The organism is Sphingobacterium tabacisoli, assembly GCF_017908035.1.
In the GTDB taxonomy this organism is placed as follows: domain Bacteria; phylum Bacteroidota; class Bacteroidia; order Sphingobacteriales; family Sphingobacteriaceae; genus Sphingobacterium; species Sphingobacterium tabacisoli.
The window spans coordinates 2,168,151-2,188,070 of record NZ_JAEQMU010000001.1 but is presented as its reverse complement, the minus strand read 5'-3'; the positions used below and the strand labels follow the sequence as shown (position 1 = coordinate 2,188,070).

Annotated in this window: 18 protein-coding genes and 2 tRNA genes; 8 read left to right on the top strand and 12 right to left on the bottom strand. The window is 38.6% G+C overall.

What is annotated here, in order from left to right; translation table 11 throughout:
- Positions 1-63: 63 nt before the first annotated feature.
- From JKG64_RS09295 to JKG64_RS09280, 4 genes are all read right to left on the bottom strand, one after another.
- On the bottom strand, positions 64-801 hold the full coding sequence (locus JKG64_RS09295) for an isoprenyl transferase (protein WP_210354005.1): 738 nt from the start codon (positions 799-801) through the stop codon (positions 64-66).
- Between the two features lie 16 nt (positions 802-817).
- Complete coding sequence (gene porG, locus JKG64_RS09290) at positions 818-1,648, bottom strand: type IX secretion system protein PorG (protein WP_246512514.1); 831 nt, start codon at positions 1,646-1,648, stop codon at positions 818-820.
- A gap of 79 nt (positions 1,649-1,727) precedes the next feature.
- Complete coding sequence (locus JKG64_RS09285; RefSeq protein ID WP_210354004.1) at positions 1,728-2,621, bottom strand: NAD kinase; 894 nt, start codon at positions 2,619-2,621, stop codon at positions 1,728-1,730.
- A gap of 43 nt (positions 2,622-2,664) precedes the next feature.
- The gene (locus JKG64_RS09280; RefSeq protein ID WP_210354003.1) at positions 2,665-3,324 is read right to left on the bottom strand and encodes a CBS domain-containing protein; all 660 of its coding nucleotides are present in this window, start codon (positions 3,322-3,324) and stop codon (positions 2,665-2,667) included.
- A gap of 177 nt (positions 3,325-3,501) precedes the next feature.
- Between JKG64_RS09280 and JKG64_RS09275 the strand changes: the two genes are divergently transcribed.
- Positions 3,502-4,329 (top strand): 1-acyl-sn-glycerol-3-phosphate acyltransferase, encoded by an 828-nt coding sequence (locus JKG64_RS09275; protein ID WP_210354002.1) that lies wholly within the window; start codon positions 3,502-3,504, stop codon positions 4,327-4,329.
- Positions 4,330-4,333: 4 nt separating this feature from the next.
- A complete protein-coding gene (locus JKG64_RS09270) occupies positions 4,334-5,302 on the top strand; it encodes a GNAT family N-acetyltransferase (RefSeq protein ID WP_210354001.1) in 969 nt (322 codons plus the stop codon).
- 46 nt (positions 5,303-5,348) lie between these two features.
- Here the strand turns inward: JKG64_RS09270 and JKG64_RS09265 are convergent, their stop codons facing one another.
- The 4 genes from JKG64_RS09265 to ubiE are packed head-to-tail and all read right to left on the bottom strand — an operon-like array spanning position 5,349 to position 8,221.
- Complete coding sequence (locus JKG64_RS09265) at positions 5,349-5,798, bottom strand: GatB/YqeY domain-containing protein (RefSeq protein WP_210354000.1); 450 nt, start codon at positions 5,796-5,798, stop codon at positions 5,349-5,351.
- 17 nt (positions 5,799-5,815) lie between these two features.
- Positions 5,816-6,574 carry an SDR family oxidoreductase gene (locus JKG64_RS09260; protein ID WP_210353999.1) on the bottom strand — a complete coding sequence of 253 codons (759 nt, stop codon included), beginning with the start codon at positions 6,572-6,574 and terminating at the stop codon, positions 5,816-5,818.
- Between the two features lie 54 nt (positions 6,575-6,628).
- Positions 6,629-7,468 (bottom strand): PorT, encoded by an 840-nt coding sequence (locus JKG64_RS09255; RefSeq protein WP_210353998.1) that lies wholly within the window; start codon positions 7,466-7,468, stop codon positions 6,629-6,631.
- A gap of 12 nt (positions 7,469-7,480) precedes the next feature.
- Positions 7,481-8,221, bottom strand: coding sequence for a bifunctional demethylmenaquinone methyltransferase/2-methoxy-6-polyprenyl-1,4-benzoquinol methylase UbiE (gene ubiE / locus JKG64_RS09250; RefSeq protein WP_210354335.1), 741 nt, complete (start codon positions 8,219-8,221; stop codon positions 7,481-7,483).
- Positions 8,222-8,658: 437 nt separating this feature from the next.
- Between ubiE and dnaB the strand changes: the two genes are divergently transcribed.
- Positions 8,659-10,254, top strand: coding sequence for a replicative DNA helicase (dnaB, locus tag JKG64_RS09245; RefSeq protein ID WP_210353997.1), 1,596 nt, complete (start codon positions 8,659-8,661; stop codon positions 10,252-10,254).
- 8 nt (positions 10,255-10,262) lie between these two features.
- On the opposite strand, the gene JKG64_RS09240 is transcribed toward dnaB, so the two are convergent.
- Positions 10,263-10,946, bottom strand: a complete 684-nt coding sequence (locus JKG64_RS09240; protein ID WP_210353996.1) for a M15 family metallopeptidase — start codon at positions 10,944-10,946, stop codon at positions 10,263-10,265.
- Positions 10,947-11,070: 124 nt separating this feature from the next.
- Between JKG64_RS09240 and JKG64_RS09235 the strand changes: the two genes are divergently transcribed.
- The 4 genes from JKG64_RS09235 (at position 11,071) to JKG64_RS09220 (ending at position 16,479) form a co-directional block, all read left to right on the top strand.
- Positions 11,071-13,341, top strand: a complete 2,271-nt coding sequence (locus tag JKG64_RS09235; RefSeq protein WP_210353995.1) for an ATP-dependent helicase — start codon at positions 11,071-11,073, stop codon at positions 13,339-13,341.
- 146 nt (positions 13,342-13,487) lie between these two features.
- A complete protein-coding gene (locus JKG64_RS09230) occupies positions 13,488-14,243 on the top strand; it encodes a DUF4290 domain-containing protein (RefSeq protein WP_210353994.1) in 756 nt (251 codons plus the stop codon).
- Positions 14,244-14,421: 178 nt separating this feature from the next.
- A complete protein-coding gene (gene murA / locus JKG64_RS09225) occupies positions 14,422-15,747 on the top strand; it encodes a UDP-N-acetylglucosamine 1-carboxyvinyltransferase (RefSeq protein ID WP_210353993.1) in 1,326 nt (441 codons plus the stop codon).
- 102 nt (positions 15,748-15,849) lie between these two features.
- Positions 15,850-16,479: a YceI family protein gene (locus JKG64_RS09220; RefSeq protein WP_210353992.1), complete on the top strand. Its 630-nt coding sequence runs from the start codon at positions 15,850-15,852 to the stop codon at positions 16,477-16,479.
- 179 nt (positions 16,480-16,658) lie between these two features.
- Here the strand turns inward: JKG64_RS09220 and JKG64_RS09215 are convergent.
- From JKG64_RS09215 to JKG64_RS09205, 3 genes are all read right to left on the bottom strand, one after another.
- A tRNA-Leu gene (locus tag JKG64_RS09215) sits at positions 16,659-16,743 on the bottom strand.
- Positions 16,744-16,748: 5 nt separating this feature from the next.
- A tRNA-Gly gene (locus JKG64_RS09210) sits at positions 16,749-16,821 on the bottom strand.
- 68 nt (positions 16,822-16,889) lie between these two features.
- A complete protein-coding gene (locus JKG64_RS09205; protein ID WP_210353991.1) occupies positions 16,890-17,366 on the bottom strand; it encodes a regulatory protein RecX in 477 nt (158 codons plus the stop codon).
- Between the two features lie 120 nt (positions 17,367-17,486).
- Here JKG64_RS09205 and JKG64_RS09200 point away from each other — a divergent pair, with 120 nt between their 5' ends.
- Positions 17,487-19,919 (top strand): bifunctional UDP-N-acetylmuramoyl-tripeptide:D-alanyl-D-alanine ligase/alanine racemase, encoded by a 2,433-nt coding sequence (locus tag JKG64_RS09200; RefSeq protein ID WP_210353990.1) that lies wholly within the window; start codon positions 17,487-17,489, stop codon positions 19,917-19,919.
- Position 19,920 lies beyond the last annotated feature (1 nt).

Genomic DNA, 19,920 nt, shown 5'->3' with positions numbered 1-19,920 from the left:
TTAAAAGTATAATTACGATAACTTGTTGTATTTTATGTAGTTATCCTTGTTTTTGGTGTGGTGTTATAGTTGTTCACTGGTTTTTCCAAACCTTCTTTCACGCATCTGGAAATCATAAATAGCTTCAAACAAGTTTTCTCTATCGAATTCTGGCCACATTTTAGGAGAAAAGATTAGTTCGGTATAAGCCAGTTGCCACAATAAAAAATTACTTACACGGTATTCGCCTCCTGTTCTGATCATCAAATCTGGATCAGGGATATCGGCAGTGTATAAGTTCTGCGCAAAAACCTGTTCTGTAATTTCATCTACATTTAAAGTGCTATTATTCACTTGTTGGGCGATGCGTTTAGTAGCTTCTAAAATTTCAGTACGACCTCCATAACTCAACGCCAGGCTCAGCGTACATCTCGTGTTGTCACGCGTAGCTTCCATGGTTTCCATTAGCGTTTTTCTTGCATTACTTGGTAGATCATTGATATTACCTATAGCGTTGAGCTTAACTCCATTCTTTTGAAATGTTTTGAGTTCTTTATTCAACGAATTTATTAGTAACTCCATTAGTGCCTGAACTTCCAACTTTGGTCGGTTCCAGTTCTCCGAAGAAAATGCATACAGTGTTAGGTAGGGAATTCCTAGATTTATACTGCCTTCAAGTACCTCTCGGACAGCGGTAACACCATTCTTGTGGCCAAACACTCTTAATTTACCCAGACCTTTTGCCCAACGTCCATTTCCGTCCATAATGATAGCAATATGGCGAGGTAGGTTTTTAAGGTCTATATTATCTTTAACACTCATTGATTTTACTAAACTATTACTGCCACCAATAGCACTTTTTACTAATTATTGTATAAGTCAGTGTAACTCCTGCAGTCATATAACCATCAAATTTTTTTCCATCTCCACGAGCTCTTCCCGCATTTATCATCAGTTTTCCATCACTAGGGTCTGCTAAAAAAGTTAAATCTTCTTTAGTCAAGCCATTGGGAATTGAAGTGCGTGCCGAAATGTTACCCGGACTTAAGTAATATTGGCTTACAGCATCGATATTATCACTTAGGACCGTGCGATAAATCACTTCAGCTCCGATAGACCATGGGCCTTTTATATTGTATTTGAAGCCAGCTCCAATCGGAATAGATAGTGCAAATTTAGAAAACGTAACAGCATTTCCCTTTTCATCGGCTTCAAGTTCTAGCTCACGTAACCGTATTTTTTTAGAGCCGTAGTTAACATAGGGATCATGCATGATTCCGGCAACTCCGGCTACTATATAAGGTGTGTACCTGTTTAGTTCTCTACCTGCGATATATTTGAAGAAATTAAATTCCGCAGTGAGCGCTAGTTCAGATAGTGTATTATTAAACTGAAAATTTTGTTGTTTTTGATTAGCATTGTTAAAATCCCTATCGCTACCTGATAGATACAAATGATTGTATCCTAATCTAACACCCCAGGTTGGGTTAAAGTTATATTTTGCAAATAATCCCGCCCCTAAGTTTTTGAAATAAAAGGGATTTGTGGTATTAATATCCCCCATATAGCCCGTGCCTACTCCGGACACGCCAAATTCATACTGTTGCGCATGGACACCCGACAGTACGAAAGACAATATGGTTAATATAGCTATACGAATTTTAATCAACTTTACTGATTTTGGTTGTAAAGATAAAGTTTTTGCAATAATAGTGTAACCTTAATTTTTGTTAAATCACTTATATAGTTTAATAATTACGGACATCAATTCCCCAGAGCAATTTTTCTCGCAGTGTTCGGAAGTATCCATCTTTCTCTAGACGGATTAGATTGATGCTGAATGGTGCTTTTCGTATGATTAGTTCTGCAACGGTAGGGAGAGTTTCACTCCTCGAGTCACAGCTCAGTATGAATTTTTCAGTTCGACTTTCTATACGCAGTTTCAGTGTCATGTTCTCAGACACAACAATTGGACGGACATTTAGATTGTGTGGAGAGATTGGTGTGATTACAAAGTTACCGCTTCCTGGCATAATAATCGGCCCGCCACAACTTAGCGAATAAGCTGTTGATCCTGTTGGTGTAGCTATGATAAGACCATCGGCCCAATAGGAGTTGAGAAGTTCGTCATCTATTTTCGCATCGATGGTAATCATCGATGAGCTATCGAAACGAAATACAGTAATATCATTCAATGCAAAGTTTTCTCCGTTAAAAAGTTCCTTGTGGCTACTTTCGACTGACAGCAATGCTCTTTTTTGGATTTTAAATTGTTTGTTTAGTATTTGATCCAGGGCAGCCTCTATCTCGTTTTTCTGGATGTTAGCCAAAAAGCCCAGTCGACCAAAGTTTATTCCTGCTATTGGTATGCCCGAATCTCGAATTATAGAGACCGCAGCTAGCATGGTACCATCGCCTCCTAAACTTAATAAAAAACTAATGTCTTTGGGGAGATCCTCATGATTGGTGAACGTTTCTAGATTTTGTCTGGAGAAGTTGTTTTTTAATAAAAAATCATAAAACTCTACATGTACAGAAATTAGAATATTTCGTTGGGTTAGATAATTAAATAAATGGTCGACATAGGGGATCACCGTCGAATTGAATATTCTACCAAAGATTGCAATTTTCGTCTGCTCCATTGCTATAGTGCTGTTTCTAAATCACAAAGGTGCAAAGAATAGGTTATAAATCTAAATAATTCATCAAAAGGTCATAACGGTCTTGTATGTCAGACTGTTGTCCTCCGTCACGAAATGTTGCCTTAACGACATAATCATTTCGCCATAAGGAAGAAACTACCGCTGCAATATTTGTTTTGTTGACTTTTATGGTCATTTCTAATTTGGAAGACTCGGGCAGACGGTGGATTGCTGTACTGAGAATGTTGGTGTTTTCAGCTTCAATAATCCGGGCGATGTGCGAAAGCGCATTGTCACGCATACCAAGTTCAAGAACAATAATGGCTCCTTCATCATTTCCTAAGGTTTCATTAAGAGCAATTAAGAGATCCTGCTTAGTCAAAACACCAATATATTCATGTTTTTTATTCAAGACCGGAATAAAGCAATAATCGTAGGTTGTTATGACTTGAAGTGCATCGTATATGTGTTGATAATCAAAAAGATAAACAGATTTAAAATGTATCTTTAAATCTTCTATAGGTATTTGTAAATCGGTCTGGTCAAGTAGTGTTTCTTCTGAGACCAAACCATGAAAAACATTCCCTTTGACAACAGCTAGAAACTTAGAGTGACTTTCGCTCATCTTCTCTAATACGAATTCTACAGTGTCTGTATGTAAAACCTCATGATAATCAGTGGATATGTACTGCCCGATAAACATAGTTACTATTTTAGTTATTAAACCTTTAATTATATGGAAACGTTTAATCTTCACTCAAAAATAGCTATAAAACACAAGAAACTTGTTTTAAAATGTATTTTTCTTAACGAGATACAGCTTTATTTTTTTATTTTTACGCTTCACGAAATAGGGGGTGCCCCGTGCTTTCAAAAAACGATGGCGATAGAAAAAGATAAGTTCATACAAGTAAGGGAAGTCATACGAAAAAAAAGTCCAGGACTTGCTAAATGGATACCAGGTCCACTCCTAAGTTATTTGGAACGAACCATACATGAAAGCGAAATAAACGACATCATGTATCGTTTCAGAGATTTACAGGGATTGGACTTTGTGGATGCATTAATTGCTGATTTGGGAGTAGAAGTGGTTTTAGAGGGAGAAGAGAATATTCCAGATTCCGAGGCAGTTATCTTCGCTTCTAATCACCCATTAGGTGGCTTAGATGGCATAGCTTTTATGCATGCTATTGGACGCTATAGGAGGGATGTCAAGTTCTTAGTTAATGATATCTTGATGAATGTTGGAAATTTACAACCCCTGTTCGTAGGTGTGAATAAAATCGGTGGGCAAGATAAAAATGCTATTGCTGCAATCGAGGAAGCTTATGCAGGAGAGCACGCTCTTTTGGTATTCCCGGCTGGACTTGTTTCCCGAAAGATTCATGGTAAGATTGAAGACCTAGAATGGAAAAAGAGCTTTGTTTCAAAAGCTAAGAAATATAAAAAAGATGTTATTCCAGTCTATATTGATGGGAAAAACTCAAGTTTTTTCTATAATCTTTCGAGATGGAGAGCAAAGCTAGGCGTAAAGTTTAATGTTGAAATGTTGTATTTGGCTGATGAATTTTTTGCCCAACGTAATCAACGAGTAGTTATTAAAATTGGGAAGAAAATTCCATATACGTTTTTTGATACTTCAAAAAATGAAAGACAATGGGCTGCTTATACAAGACAGCTGGTATACGAATTGAAGACGGAGAAATAATTGTATGGAAGAAATAATTGCCCCAGTAGATAGGGGATTGATCAAAGCAGAGTTAATCGAAAAGGCTTTTCTACGTTATACCAATAATGGAAATAATGAAGTTTACCTAGTGAATTATCATTCTGCTCCAAATATCATGCGGGAGATAGGAAGATTGCGAGAATTGACATTCCGCGGAGCAGGGGGAGGAACTGGTCTTGCCCTTGATATTGATGAAAATGACACATGTGAGCATAATTACGATCAATTAATAGCCTGGAATCCAGAAGATGAAGAGATTATCGCGGGATATCGTGTGATTCGTTGCGATCATGCTCAGGATGAGGAAGGAAATATTCATCTTTCTACCTTGCATTATTTTGAGTTTTCAGATGATTTTATAAATAATTATCTTCCTTATACAATTGAGTTGGGGCGTTCTTGGGTACAACCTAAATACCAACCCTCAATTGATAACAGAAAAGGACTCTTTTCATTGGACAATCTTTGGGATGGACTCGGGGCATTAGTCGTCATCAATCCAGATATTAAGTATCTATTTGGAAAAGTTACCATGTATGCACATTTCAATGCGCAGGCACGAGACCTGTTATTGTATTTCATGGAATGCTATTTCCCGGACAAGAACAGGATGGTGAGACCCTATGAAGATCTCTTGGTAGGATATAAGACCGATATAACTCCGTTTTTAGGGATTTTTGATGGGCTATCCTATAAAGATGGATACAAGGTGTTGAATAAACATGTTCGGGATTTTGGAGAGAATATTCCACCACTCATTAATACGTATATGAACCTCTCGCCGACGATGATGACTTTCGGTACAGCGATGAATGATGAATTTGGAGAGGTAGAAGAGACCGGGATACTCATCACGTTAGAAGATATTTATCCTCCTAAGAAGGAAAGGCATATTGCTTCTTTTGAGAGAGATAAGATGTACGGAAGTAGAGAAAATAGAAAAGAGAACTAATCAAGTTCTCTTTTCTATTTATAGAATAGGTAAGTATCTCTTTTGTCTAAGAAAGGCAACTTTTTACAAGTTCCGAAATCGTTTTCCCATCCGCTTGTCCGGCTAGTTTTTGATTGGCTAATCCCATGACCTTTCCCATATCTTTCATTCCAGAAGCACCAGTTTCTGTAATAATAGTGCGTATGATAGACTCTACCTCACTACGGTCTAGTTGTTTTGGAAGATATTCTTCAATAACTTGCTGTTCTTCCAATTCAATCTGGAACAAATCTTCACGTCCTTGTTCTTTATAGATCTCGCCAGACTCTTTACGCTGCTTTACTAATTTTTGCAACACTTTGATTTCTGTGTCTTGATCTAGTTCCTCTATTCCGGCTTTTTCTGTTTTAGCTAGCAATACTGCTGCTTTGATCGCTCTAAGGCCTCTCAGACGTACGCTATCTTTAGCGATCATAGCCGATTTGATATCTTGATTTATTTTTAGTTCTAATGACATTATTATAAGGGTTTAATTTATTTTCTAACTACTACTGTGCCTGTTGCCTGTGCTGTCGGCATGATTAACAGATCGTTGATATTGACGTGTGCAGGGCGGGAAAGTACAAAACTAATTGTTTCCGCAATATCTAAGCCCGATAAAGGTACGAGACCGTTGTACACATTTTTAGCCCGCTCTTTGTCTCCTTTAAAGCGAACTTCCGAAAATTCCGTTTCGACCATTCCAGGATTTATTGCAGTAACTTTAATTCCGAAAGGTAGTAAATCTATGCGCATAGCTTTGTTTAGTGCGTCTACGGCATGTTTAGTTGCACAGTACACATTTCCATTAGGATAAACCTCTTTACCAGCAATAGACCCAAGGTTTATAATATGTGCCTGTTGGCTTTCTTTTAATAAAGGAATTACGGCTTTACTGACATAGAGAAGGCCTTTTACGTTTGTATCAATCATGCGATCCCAATCATCAGTATCTCCATCTTGCAATGCGTCAAGTCCTTGACTTAGACCAGCGTTGTTGATTAAAACATCCACCTTCTGCCATTCTGATGGTAGGGAGTTGATCGCTTCTTTGACTCTTTCATTGTCGCGTACGTCCAGCGTAAAAGTATGAATGTCGATATCAGGATACTGTGCGTGGATTTCATTACGGAGTGCTTCCAGTCGGTCAGCCCGGCGCGCGCATAATAGAAGCTTATAACCTTCTCCTGCCAATACCCGTGCACAAGCCGCCCCAATGCCCGAGCTAGCCCCTGTTATTAATACTGTTCTCATCGTCTTATTGTTTTACAAGTTTTTTCTACTCTTCCTTTTCAGACAATGGCGTCCTTATTGGAAAATTAGGCTCACATATATATTACGTATCAATCCTTTGTCGATAGGGGTCATAAAGCTATTGTTGTCTTGCGCTAATTTATGACCTGGGTCGAATACATTTCCAAAGCTTTGGTTGAATTTTATCTCAGGGGACATTTTAAAGTAGGCGAAGAAAATATCCGCTCCTAAGCCTGCTTCCCAAGATAAGTATCCTGGTTTCATAACAAGCGAGGGGGCTATGGATTCAGGATTTTGTTGGAGTATCCCTTTATATTCTCCATTGACTCCAATCCATCTCGTGTATCTGGCACCACCTATGAGGTAAGCTCTGTATCTATTGAATTTGTTCTTTAATATCTTTTCGTCCGAACGGAATTTAACTGAGAGAGGAAATTCAAATGCATTGAAGTTGGATCCCTCAGCAGAGTTAATCACATGTCGCTGTTTTCTCGTGATACTTTTACCTTCCCATTCCGGTTTTGCCCCTGTAGATTGATACTCGATTCCTAGACCGTTAAAAAACAGGAAAGAAGGATTGAAGGTGAAATATAAATTTTCATTTGCTCGTATATCGACAGGTATTCCTACTGAAAAACCAATACTTGGTTTGGACTGTATGCTCTTTAGTTCGCCGAGGCTGTTAAGGTCTGTATCACCATAGTCAATACGATGTTTTTGCCAGTCTTTCTTTAATTGTAGTTGGTAACTCTGTACGACTACATTGTATTGTATACCCAAAAGGATAGTTGCATCTTCGTTATAAGAGGAGGAGAACGGTAACGAGATTTTCCGTTGTCCAAAGCTGTTTATAGAAAAAAGGATCCCTGCTATTATAAAGAAGAAATATTTCATTTCGATTAGTTTTTATTTTATAGCCTCATATATGGTGCAAAAACCAAATGTCTGTGGTCTTACTTTCGTTTCTTTAAAACCAACTTGTGTTGTTATTGTTGCAAATCTTTTGCCATCCGGAAATTTCGCCACAGATTCAGGTAGGTAAGAATAGGCACTAGAATCTTTTGAAATTAGTTTGCCGATTGCAGGAATGAATTTGTGAAAATAAAGGTGATAGAGTTGCTTTATAGGAAAAGCAGTAGGATTTGACAGTTCTAAAATAACCGCTTTTCCTCCTGGTTTCAGTACCCGGTTTATTTCGGATAGACCTTTATCTAGATTTTCAAAATTACGTACGCCAAAAGCAACCGTTACGGCATCAAAGGTATTGTCATCAAAGGGAAGGTTTTCCGAATCGGCTAATTGCACTTCAAGCTGTTGCTCAAGTCCTTTTTTGGAGATTTTTTCTTTAGCAACGTTCAGCATACCTTGCGAAATGTCAATGCCTATTATTTTTTTTGGCTTTAGGATGCGAAGGGATTCGATTGCGAAGTCACCTGTACCTGTTGCTACATCTAACATGAGCTGGGGCTTGATAGATTGCAGAGATCGAATGGCCTTTTTTCGCCAAATCACATCAATACGCATGGTCATGATTCGGTTCAATAAGTCGTATTTGTGGGAAATGTTGTTAAACATGTCTGCGACCTGTTCTTTTTTACCACCTTCTTTCGATTTGTAGGGTTTTAATGTTGAAGCTCCATTTGACATAGAGCAAAGATAATATAATATTTTCATTGCGATATAATATATTTAACGGCTGTCTCAAGTGCTGTTGGGTTCACTTTATTTGGGTGTTGTTTTTGTTTAACGTGTTGAAAATGAAATTCTAAAGAAGCCTTTCTTATTGAAGGGGTCAGTATTGGTTGACTATGTGGATATTAACATTGTTTAAAGTTTTCCACACTTTTGTAAGTTGTTGATATTGAGTTTTTACGGTTTGTTTTTAACATGTTTTCAACAAGCGGTGTGGAAAATAAAGGCTTGTGGGATAGGAGGGATGTGGAGCCTGTCGTTTTTGTTTTTTTTCGATGTGAAGAACTAAAAAAATAGAGAGCAAGTATTTTTAGTACCTTTGTTTAACGGTATTTTTATAGTATCTGTAGGGTATTGTATTTTATATTGTTGGACGGTAATATTAATCAAAAATGGATCAGGAACACACAGGGCAATCATCTAATGCAGGGCGAACAGGTTTTAGTAAGAAACGTACAGGTTTAAATAATCTGGTCAGTGGATTGGGCAAACTTCCTCCTCAAGCTTTAGATTTAGAAGAGGCTGTGTTGGGGGCGCTTATGCTAGAGAAAAACGCCCTGAGTGAAGTTATTGATGTTCTAAAAGCCGAATCTTTTTATAAAGAGGCTCACCAAAAGATATTTGAGGCTATTTTTAGTCTGTTTCAAAAGACCTCACCAATAGATATTTTAACAGTCACCACTGAGTTGAGACAAATGGGGGCCTTGGAGATGGTAGGGGGAGCTTTCTATATCACTCAGCTTACGGATCGTGTTGTCTCTGCTGCTAATATTGAGTATCATGCTCGAATTATTTCGCAGAAATATATTCAGCGAGAACTGATTAAAGTATCTTCCGAAATTATCAATTCCTCTTACGATGAGACCAGTGATATCTTTGATTTACTGGATCATGCAGAAAAGAGTCTTTTTGATATTGCACAAAATAACTTGCGTAGAGACTCCCGTAAGATGGATGATATTATGCGTGAGGCAATCAGTAACCTAGAGGCGTTGCGCGATCGTACTGACGGTCTTACTGGTGTGCCATCGGGATTGACGGCGTTGGATCGAATGACATCAGGTTGGCAACCTTCCGATTTGGTGATTATTGCAGCACGTCCTGCGATGGGAAAGACAGCTTTCGTATTATCTGTAGCGCGTAATGCTGCTGTAGATCACGAGAAGGCTGTGGCTGTGTTCTCGTTAGAGATGTCCTCTGTGCAATTGGTAAATCGTCTCATTGCGGGTGAGACCGAGATTGAGCAGGAAAAACTTAAAAAAGGAAATCTTGCGGATCATGAATGGCAACAATTGCATTCAAGAATTGGCAGGCTGACCGAAGCCCCACTTATTATTGATGACACCCCGGCGCTAAACGTTTTCGAATTTAGAGCCAAATGTAGACGTCTTAAGGCGCAACATGATATACAAATGGTGATTGTCGATTACTTGCAGTTAATGCATGGTAAATCAGAAGGTAAAGGCGGTGGGAATCGTGAACAAGAGATTGGTAGTATTTCCCGTGCATTGAAATCTGTTGCCAAAGAATTGAATATTCCAGTACTAGCGTTATCCCAGTTAAGTCGTGCTGTAGAGTCGCGTCCAGGTAATGCTAAACGTCCGATGCTATCCGATTTACGGGAGTCAGGTTCTATTGAGCAGGATGCGGATATGGTACTATTCTTGTATCGTCCCGAGTATTATGGCTTGACGGAGGATGAAGAAGGTCGTCCTACGGCGGGGGTCGGTGAGGTAATTATTGCTAAGCACCGTAACGGTGAGACTGGTATTGTACCTCTGAAGTTTGTGGGTAAGTTTGTGAAGTTTGTGGATTTAGAAGACGATTTTTCCGGAATGGGTGGAGGTGATTCCTTCGGTGGCGGAGGAGGTGACTCTCCTTTTGGCGCGTCTCCGATGATGCCGTCCTCTTCCTTTGAGGATTTCGGTGGAGGTGGTATTACAATGCCTTCAAGGATGAATGATATGCCCGATGATGCCCCATTCTAATCTAGGGATTATTGAACCGGAAAGTCAAAGTATGTGTCTTTAAAAGGTTCATTGTTCAGGGTATAGTGCCACCACTCTTTTGAGTAGGCTCTGAAACCATATTTTTCCATCACCGATTTGAGTGTTTTTCTGTTTTTCAGCTGTTGGGCAGATAGTTTGGTGTAGGAATGCCCCGATATTTCACCGAGAAAATCAAAAGGGCTTCCCATGTCGATCTCTTTCTTGCTGTCTAGGATGATGATAGTTAGGTCTACAGTACTCCCTCGGCTATGGCCCGATTTTGATGCGATATAACCTCTTTTAAATAAAAAGCGTTTGTCTTCGGTTGGGTAAAATTCGGCCTTGCCTAAAGTATCATTGGGCTCACTTGCCCATTTTACAAAATGGTTGACCGCAGCCTGTGGACGGTAAGCATCGAATATTTTTAACCCCATATTGTTTTTGTTTAGCTCTTTCTCTACCTTTGCCAGCGCTTCCGTTGCTTTCTTTGTAAGAATGGTTTGAGGTTCCAAATAGCCTTGTATAGGTTTTCCAATAAAGTTGTGATGACCGCAATATGGTAAATCCACTTCTAGATGTGGTATGATATCTTTTACATATACAAAACCATTAGGCAGTCGGTTCGAACCTTGTTGTGCATGAGTGGCAAGGAAGATAAAGAAGAAGGAGGCAATAAGTATCGGTTTTATCATAATAACGTCTTGTTGACAAGATAAAGGTAGCTTTTGTTGGAATAAATAGCAACACATACCAGCCGTATTTGACAGTAATTTAGTAACTTTACAATCTATTTCTAACGGAAAAAATCTTTTTAATTTGGATTATTTAGCAGGATTAAATTCCACGCAGCGTGATGCTGTAGAGCAGACCGAAGGTCCAGTAATGATTGTGGCTGGAGCGGGTTCGGGAAAAACCCGTGTTATCACATATCGAGTAGCACATCTTATTCGTAAAGGCGTAGATCCCTTTAAGATTTTGGTTCTTACGTTTACCAATAAAGCGGCTAAAGAAATGCGGGAACGTATTACGAAGGTTGTAGGCGCAGAAGCAAAGAATATATGGATGGGTACTTTTCACTCCATATTTGCTCGTATACTTCGTGTTGAGGCCGAGTTGATCGGTTATCCGAAAAACTTTACGATATATGATACCGATGATACCAAGAGTCTATTGAGGTCTATTTTGAAAGAAATGAACTTAGATGATAAGTTGTATAATGTCAACCAGGTGTATGGACGTATATCTTCCGCTAAAAATAACCTTATCTCACCACAGGAGTATAATAAAAATGAGGCTATACTTGCTGAAGATAGAGAGAATGGGCGTCCACAGATGGGACAGGTTTATTTTACCTATGCCCAACGTTGTTATCGTGCTGGTGCGATGGATTTTGATGACTTATTATTTAAAACAAATGTTTTATTGAATAAACATCCTGAGACTCTACACAAATATCAACATCAGTTCCGTTATCTCATGGTTGATGAGTACCAGGATACGAACTTTTCTCAATACCTTATCGTCAAACGGCTAGCCGCTGTCAACGAGAACATATGTGTTGTAGGAGATGACGCTCAAAGTATTTATGCTTTTAGGGGAGCGAATATTCAGAATATTCTAAATTTTCAAAAGGATTACCCAGAAGTAAAAGTCTTTAAACTAGAACAGAACTATCGTTCGACAAAGATGATTGTTAATGCGGCTAATAGTATTATTGCTAACAATAAGAATCAGCTAGAAAAGAACGTTTTTTCTGAAAACGAGGATGGAGATAAAATTAAAGTAGCCCGTGCTTTCTCTGATAATGAGGAAGGTAAAATTGTAGCTGAGGCAATTTTGCAAGACAAGTCTTTGCATTCTTTACAGTTTAAAAGTTTTGCTATTCTGTATCGTACTAATGCGCAATCGAGAGCGATGGAAGAATCCTTGCGTAAGCTGAATATCCCTTATAAGATTTATGGTGGCACGTCGTTTTACCAACGCAAGGAGATCAAAGATCTTATTGCTTACTTCCGATTGACCTATAATCCCAACGATGAGGAGGCACTTAAAAGAGTGATCAATTATCCGCGAAGAGGAATAGGGGATACCACTATTGATAAAATTATTGTTGCCGCCGATAAAAACCAGTATCGGTTATGGGATATAGTAGCCAATGCGCAAATGTTTTTGGATGGACGCAGCGCGACGGCAGTGTCCAATTTTGGAACTATGATACAGAGCTTTCAGGCAATGGGGAATCAATCCAACGCTTTCGATACAGCCATGCATATCGCACAGCATTCGGGTATATTGAAGGATCTATATGAGGATAAATCGGTAGAGGGATTGAGTCGCTATGAGAACATTCAGGAGTTATTGAATGGTATCAAGGAGTTTTCTGAACGAGAGGATATTGAGGAGAAAAGTCTAGATGTTTTTTTACAGGACGTTGCACTCTTGACGAATGACGACAATGATAAAGATCCAAACGCAGATACGGTATCATTGATGACCATCCACTCGTCTAAGGGACTTGAATTTCCGCATGTATTTATTGTAGGATTAGAAGAAAATTTGTTTCCATCGCAATTATCCGTAAATTCACGAGCAGAATTAGAAGAGGAGCGAAGGTTGTTTTATGTGGCAGTGACTCGTGCAGAGACTAAATTGCACATTTCTTATGCCACTTCGAGGTATCGCTGGGGTACTTTGAATAATTGCGAACCCAGTCGTTTTTTAGATGAATTGAATCCTGCTTGTTTAGATTTAGACTTTAAACCTCGAATGAACAGCGCCTCAGGGGATGGAGATATGAAATCTGATCGAATAGCGTGGCAACAGAAAGATAGCTTCTCCAAACCGAAGCCCAAGATTGTAAAAACTACGTCTATTCTTCCGAAAGCTCACGTTCCTACAGAGGGATTTGCTCCTTCGGATACCAGTGGTCTTCAAGTAGGTATGGAAGTTGAGCATGAGCGCTTTGGTTTCGGAAAAGTCATAAATCTGGAAGGCAATAAACCTGATTTGAAAGCAACTATTTTCTTTAAGGAGTTGGGGCAGAAACAATTGTTGCTTAAATTTGCGAAACTAAGAATTGTCCAATAATAGTTGGATAGAATATTAAATAAAAAATAACGTTATATATTACGTTTAATTTCACTGTATGAAATATCCATGTAGTACAGACTGTACAAACACACATAATATACTTTGGATATTCCGTATGGCCATTAAAAAGCAAATTAATACATATGAATTTTGATTATAACAGTACACGTTCTAAGCTAATTTTGGCCGAATATGGTAGGAATGTGCAAAATATGGTTGACCATATCTGTACAGTTCCTTCTAGAGAAGAACGTAACAGGTTGGCACAAGTCGTCATCGATATGATGGGGGTTTTAAATCCTCATTTAAGAGATGTTTCGGACTTTAAGCACAAGCTTTGGGATCACTTATATATTATTTCAGATTTTAAGATAGATGTGGATTCACCATATCCTATTCCTTCTAAAGAAGAAATACGGCACAAACCAGAACCTTTGCCTTATCCACAGCACAGAATCCGGTTTAAGCATTACGGACATATTGTGGAGTCGATGATCGAGAAAGCTATGGCTGTACCTCATGAAGAGACAAGACAGAAAATGACTTTAGGTATTGCTAATTTTATGAAAATGGCCTACCTCACGTGGAACAAAGATTCTGTCAATGATTTACAAATCATTCAAGATTTGAAGGAACTGTCTGGCTTTGTTTTGGTACTGCCTGAAGATACCGTACTGACTAAGCTTGATTTCCGTACGCCGCCTCCAGGCAACCGTGTTAAATCGCAAACACCAGCGGGCAATCATAATCAGAAGCAAGCTTCTGGATCAAACTATCCGAAGAAGCAATACCAAAATAATAACAATAACAACAATAATAATAACGGGCGAAAAAGACAAAGTAGTAATACTGGTGGATCAGGCAAGCGACCTTATCAGAACAGTAATTATAAGAAGTAAGCTGGTTTATATCAGTTACTTTAGCAAAAGAGGATGTCTACAATTTCAAAATGCAAACAATATCACTTCGATTTGGTCAAGTTTTTGTTTGTATTTCACTCTGAGGACATCCTCTTGTTGTATTATTATTAATCAGCTTGGAAAATAGCTGTACCAATATTTATAATAAAATTAGTATATGAACGCATTTGAAATTCACGGTGGGAAGCCGTTAAAAGGGGAGATTGTACCTCAAGGGGCAAAGAATGAAGCATTACAGATCTTATCTGCGGTCTTACTGACTGAAGATAAGATTACAATAAGCAATATCCCTGATATAAAAGATGTTAATAAATTAATCGATTTGTTACGCTCCCTAGGCGTTTCTGTAAATCAATTGAGTAAAGACACCTATGAGTTTCAGGCCAAAGATATTAATATAGATTATTTTACTTCTGAAGAATTTAAGCAAAAAGGAGGAAGTTTGAGAGGTTCTATTATGATTGTAGGGCCTTTGCTTGCACGCTTCGGTAAGGCTGCAATTCCAAAGCCAGGAGGAGACAAGATTGGACGTAGAAGATTAGATACTCATTTTTTGGGTTTTGAAAAGCTGGGCGCAAAGTTTATCTACGATGCTGAGAATCATTTTTTTAATGTTGATGCTACCGAATTAAAAGGAGCGCATATTTTGTTGGATGAAGCATCGGTAACGGGTACAGCAAATATTGTAATGGCAGCCGTTTTAGCTAAGGGGACAACTACAATTTATAATGCAGCCTGTGAACCTTATTTACAGCAGCTTTGTAAGATGTTGAACCGCATGGGAGCAAAGATTTCAGGTATAGGCTCCAATTTGCTGACGATAGAGGGAGTCGAGTCTTTGGGAGGTACAGAACACCGTATGTTGCCTGATATGATTGAGATTGGATCATTTATCGGTTTGGCAGCAATGACAGGTTCTGAGATAACGATTAAGAATGTAGCTTATAATGAGTTAGGCGTTATTCCTTCTGTATTTGCGCGACTAGGAATCAAGTTGGAACTGAGAGGTGACGATATTTTTATTCCTGCACAGGATAATTATGAGATAGATACATTTATTGACGGATCCATTCTGACAATAGCAGACGCGCCATGGCCTGGATTTACTCCAGATCTTTTGAGTATCGTATTAGTAACAGCTATTCAGGCTAAAGGAAATGTTTTGATTCACCAGAAAATGTTTGAAAGTAGACTTTTCTTCGTAGATAAGCTAATCGATATGGGGGCACAGATTATCTTATGTGACCCACATCGAGCAGTAGTGATGGGGCTGAACAAGCAGACCAAGCTTAGAGGTATACAAATGTCATCACCGGATATTCGTGCAGGAGTCTCTTTATTGATTGCAGCATTGTCGGCTCAAGGTAAATCTACCATCTTTAATATTGAACAGATTGAAAGAGGCTACCAGAATATAGAAGAACGCCTGAAAGCTTTAGGTGCTGATATCAAACGTGTTGAAGCGCAACCCTTGGGACATTAATAAATTGTCTGTGTAGTGTTAATAAATCAAAATATGCTTTGTTATCTAAAAAGCTATTCTATTTTTGTATAAAATAAACGTTTAAACACATATTATTAGAAAATGAAAAAACTAGTTTTATTCTCCGCAGCAGCAGCGATGGTTCTTGCTTCTTGTGCTGGTAATCCAGAAGGTAAAAAAGCGGAAACAAAAGATTCAGTAGCTACAGTTGATCAAGTAGCAGGAGTTGCTTACAAGGTAGATACTGCGGCAACCAAAATCATGTGGAAAGGTACTAAAGTTTCTGGTTTCCATGAAGGAACCATAACTGTAAAATCTGGAGTTATAAATGTTGATAAAGGAGCAATCACAGGTGGCAACTTTGTATTAGACATGAATACAATTTCAGCTACAGATTTAGAGGGTGAGTATAAGGATAAATTGGATGGTCATTTGAAAGCCGACGATTTCTTTGGCGTAGCTACACATCCTGAAGCTTCTTTCACTATTACTGAGGTAAAAGCAGGTGCTACAGCAGGTACAGTTGCGATTTCTGGTAATCTAGTTATTAAAGGTATTTCTAAAAATATTACATTCGATTCGAAGGTAGACGAAATTACAGATACTACGGTAAAAACTTCTGCGGACTTCAATATTTTACGTGAAGACTGGGGAGTAAGTTATGAAGGAAAGAAAGATGATTTAATTTCCAAGGAAATTAACTTCCGTGTTAATATTGTTGCAAATAAGTAATTAATACGCACTAACGAAGGAAAGCGCTGGCAATTTTTTGTCGGCGCTTTTTATTTATAGCTTTTACGGAAGATATAGTAATCACAGCGAATAGAATGCCTTTGCAAAGTGTAGATGAAAAGATTTTTTATGGAAAATAAAGGAAATAAAAAAAGGCTAATCATATGATTAGCCTTTTGTACCTAGGGCGGGAATCGAACCCGCACTCCCTTAACGGGAACAGGATTTTAAGTCCTGCGTGTCTACCAGTTCCACCACCTAGGCAACTGAGCGAAAGACGAGATTCGAACTCGCGACCCCAACCTTGGCAAGGTTGTGCTCTACCAACTGAGCTACTTTCGCTTGACGTGGTGCAAATATAGAGTAATAATGCAACTATGCAAAGAAAAAAATAAAAATAATGATCAAAATTAAATTTTTATTTTTTCAAAAATAAGCCCGTTTTCATAACCTTTACTTTGCAGGTATCGTACCAATTTAGCTTTGTCTTGTAAGCTAAGCTGTTGTATACTTACATTGGATTTTTTCTTAATAATATCTGTCAGTTTCTCTTCGTATTCGTCTAAATCAATTTGCTGTAGAGCGCCTTTTATTAAAGGAGAAGATACTCGTTTTGCCTTCAGGTGTTGTTGTATCTTAATCTTGCCCCAACCTTTGATTCTAAATTTGCCAAGAGCAAAGGCGTTAGCATAACGCTCTTCATTTAGAAAATTAGTCGATATCAGCTCGCTGATTATTTGTTCTACATCTTCCATGTGTAATCCCCAATCGTATAGCTTGTCTCGAACCTCCTGCTGTGACCTTTCTTGATAAGCACAGTAAGCTTCTGCTTTTAACTTCGCTTGATGGGGTGTATAGATTTTTTTATTCGGTCGCTGCTCTTCCATGTTACAAACTTATATAAAAGCCACACATAATCCGCTTTTACTTATTAAAAATAATCGTCAAATTTGTGCTTAATCCAGAAGCTATTTTTTAGCCCCCTCTGTTCGTTTTAATTCTTAGCTATGTATACTTTAGACACTATTCTTCCTTATATTAACCACAGTAAGATTTCTATGCCATTTCCTCAGACCACATTTTCTGTGCTAGCTTACGATACGCGAAAGATTAGGGTGGGAGATCATTGCTTATTTTTTGCATTGGTCCAGCAGCGGGACGGACATCGTTACATTCCAGAAGCATACGAAAAGGGAGTTCGCAGTTTTGTAATATCCGATACAGAATTTGATGTGCGTCTCTATCCGGGAGCTAATTTTGTCTGGGTAGAAAATACGCTTCGTGCGTTGCAAGAGATTGCAGCCTACCATCGTAGTCATTTCTCGATTCCTATTATAGGAATAACAGGCAGTAATGGAAAGACTATTGTCAAAACCTGGTTACATCAATTGATTTCCGCAGAATATAATTGTTACCAGAGTCCCAAAAGCTATAACTCTCAATTAGGCGTAGCGTTGTCTTTGTGGAATCTTACAGCAGAGCATAAAATTGCTCTTATAGAAGCAGGCGTTAGTAAGGCAGGAGAAATGGCTGTGTTGGAAGAGATGATTCAACCTACAATGGGAATTTTTACCAGTATAGGGCCTGCCCATCAAGGGGGATTTGACTCTCTTGAGCAGAAATTCCAAGAGAAGTGGAAACTATTCAAAAGAGCGAAAACAGTTGTTGCACCATCCAGCGTATGGAGTCATTCTTTGGAGGAATATCGAGATTGCATAACTTGGGGGAGAGAAGACTCTGACGATTTACAACTTTTGGAACTACACAGAGACAGAGATAGTACTATCCTAGAGCTACTTTATAAAAAGCAGGTATTTTCATTGTCAGTTCCTTTTATTGATAAGGCATCTATCGACAATGTGTTGACTTGTACATTGGTCATGTTGACTTTGGGCTATGGCATTGATGTAATAAAAATACGTATTTTGGCATTGCGTCCTCTAGAAATGAGATTACAATTAAAAAAAGGGAAATATAATAACAGTATTATTGATGACACCTACTCTAATGACCTCGCATCACTACAGATCGCTTTGGATTTTTTAGCACAGCAGAATCAGTCTTCTATAAAAAGGTTGATATTGAGTGATTTTGAAGGAGAAGAATGGACTAAGTCATCGATTTTGAAGTTGGCCGATATGTTAAATGTCCAACCCCTAGACCAGATTATTCTAGTTGGAAGTCGATTAGAACCGGTTAAGGAGAATTTATCGATTCCCTCTTTGTTATTCGAATCTACAGATGCACTGTTAGAATCATTACAGCATTTAAGCCTAGTAGATAGTGTTTTATTGCTAAAGGGGGGACGTAAGTTCGAATTAGAGCGCGTCAGTCGTTTATTGGTAGAGAAGTCGCATGACACGATCTTGGAGATAAATTTAAAAGCGCTGGAGAATAACCTTTCACAGTATCGTTCATGCCTCAAGAAGGGAGTAAAGATAATGGCTATGGTTAAAGCATTTTCTTACGGTAGCGGTAGTTTTGAAATTGCTAATGTCCTCCAATTTAACAAAGTAGATTACCTTACTGTGGCTTTTGTAGACGAAGGAGCAGAACTTAGACGGGCGGGTATCACATTACCTATTATGGTGCTCAGCCCTCACGAGGGGACCTTTGATGATATTTTGCTATATCGACTAGAACCGGAGATTTATTCACTTCGAATATTGAAGTCGTTTGTTGCTTTTTTGAAAGAACGAAGCATAGAAGCTTACCCTGTACATCTCAAATTAGATACCGGAATGCATAGGCTTGGATTTATGAAAGACGAAATAGAGGATGCCCTGACCATTGTTCGTTCGACCTTATCCATTCGTGTAGCGACCTTATTTTCGCATCTAGTGGGTGCAGGGAGTGATACTCTAAAATCTTTTACTATAGAACAGATCAGTTTGTTTGAACATATGGCGACTGAGATTGAATCTTCATTAGGTTATACAGTTATCAAGCATATCTGTAATACATCCTGTATAGTGCATCATCCAGAGGCTCATTATGACATGGTCCGTTTGGGGATAGGGGCATATGGTTTTGATATGGCCCCAAATGGTTTGCAATTAGAAGAGGTCGGAAGCTTGAAGACCACGATAACACAGATCAAACACCTGTCTAAAACCGAAACAGTAGGATATGATAGGAGAGGGGTGTTACTACGAGACTCAAAGATTGCCACGGTAAAGATTGGCTATGCTGACGGTTATGACAGACGATTGGGCAATGGAGTAGGAACCATGCTTATTAATGGCGAATCGGTGTCTACAATAGGGAATATTTGTATGGATATGTGTATGTTAGATGTTACGGATATAGACGCGAAGGAAGGAGACGAAGTATTAGTATTTCCGGATCTGGACCAGGTAGCACATAATATTGGAACTATTCCTTATGAATTGTTAACAGGTATTTCATCTCGGGTAAAAAGAGTGTATTTTTACGAATAAT

What these genes read in the sequence shown, in the direction of transcription:
- JKG64_RS09295 (WP_210354005.1), bottom strand. Translation starts at nt 801, where the DNA reads ATGAGTGTTAAAGATAATATAGACCTTAAAAACCTACCTCGCCATATT.
- JKG64_RS09285 (WP_210354004.1), bottom strand. Translation starts at nt 2,621, where the DNA reads ATGGAGCAGACGAAAATTGCAATCTTTGGTAGAATATTCAATTCGACG.
- JKG64_RS09280 (WP_210354003.1), bottom strand. Translation starts at nt 3,324, where the DNA reads ATGTTTATCGGGCAGTACATATCCACTGATTATCATGAGGTTTTACAT.
- JKG64_RS09275 (WP_210354002.1), top strand. Translation starts at nt 3,502, where the DNA reads ATGGCGATAGAAAAAGATAAGTTCATACAAGTAAGGGAAGTCATACGA.
- JKG64_RS09270 (WP_210354001.1), top strand. Translation starts at nt 4,334, where the DNA reads ATGGAAGAAATAATTGCCCCAGTAGATAGGGGATTGATCAAAGCAGAG.
- JKG64_RS09265 (WP_210354000.1), bottom strand. Translation starts at nt 5,798, where the DNA reads ATGTCATTAGAACTAAAAATAAATCAAGATATCAAATCGGCTATGATC.
- JKG64_RS09260 (WP_210353999.1), bottom strand. Translation starts at nt 6,574, where the DNA reads ATGAGAACAGTATTAATAACAGGGGCTAGCTCGGGCATTGGGGCGGCT.
- JKG64_RS09255 (WP_210353998.1), bottom strand. Translation starts at nt 7,468, where the DNA reads ATGAAATATTTCTTCTTTATAATAGCAGGGATCCTTTTTTCTATAAAC.
- ubiE (WP_210354335.1), bottom strand. Translation starts at nt 8,221, where the DNA reads ATGTCAAATGGAGCTTCAACATTAAAACCCTACAAATCGAAAGAAGGT.
- dnaB (WP_210353997.1), top strand. Translation starts at nt 8,659, where the DNA reads ATGGATCAGGAACACACAGGGCAATCATCTAATGCAGGGCGAACAGGT.
- JKG64_RS09240 (WP_210353996.1), bottom strand. Translation starts at nt 10,946, where the DNA reads ATGATAAAACCGATACTTATTGCCTCCTTCTTCTTTATCTTCCTTGCC.
- JKG64_RS09230 (WP_210353994.1), top strand. Translation starts at nt 13,488, where the DNA reads ATGAATTTTGATTATAACAGTACACGTTCTAAGCTAATTTTGGCCGAA.
- murA (WP_210353993.1), top strand. Translation starts at nt 14,422, where the DNA reads ATGAACGCATTTGAAATTCACGGTGGGAAGCCGTTAAAAGGGGAGATT.
- JKG64_RS09220 (WP_210353992.1), top strand. Translation starts at nt 15,850, where the DNA reads ATGAAAAAACTAGTTTTATTCTCCGCAGCAGCAGCGATGGTTCTTGCT.
- JKG64_RS09205 (WP_210353991.1), bottom strand. Translation starts at nt 17,366, where the DNA reads ATGGAAGAGCAGCGACCGAATAAAAAAATCTATACACCCCATCAAGCG.
- JKG64_RS09200 (WP_210353990.1), top strand. Translation starts at nt 17,487, where the DNA reads ATGTATACTTTAGACACTATTCTTCCTTATATTAACCACAGTAAGATT.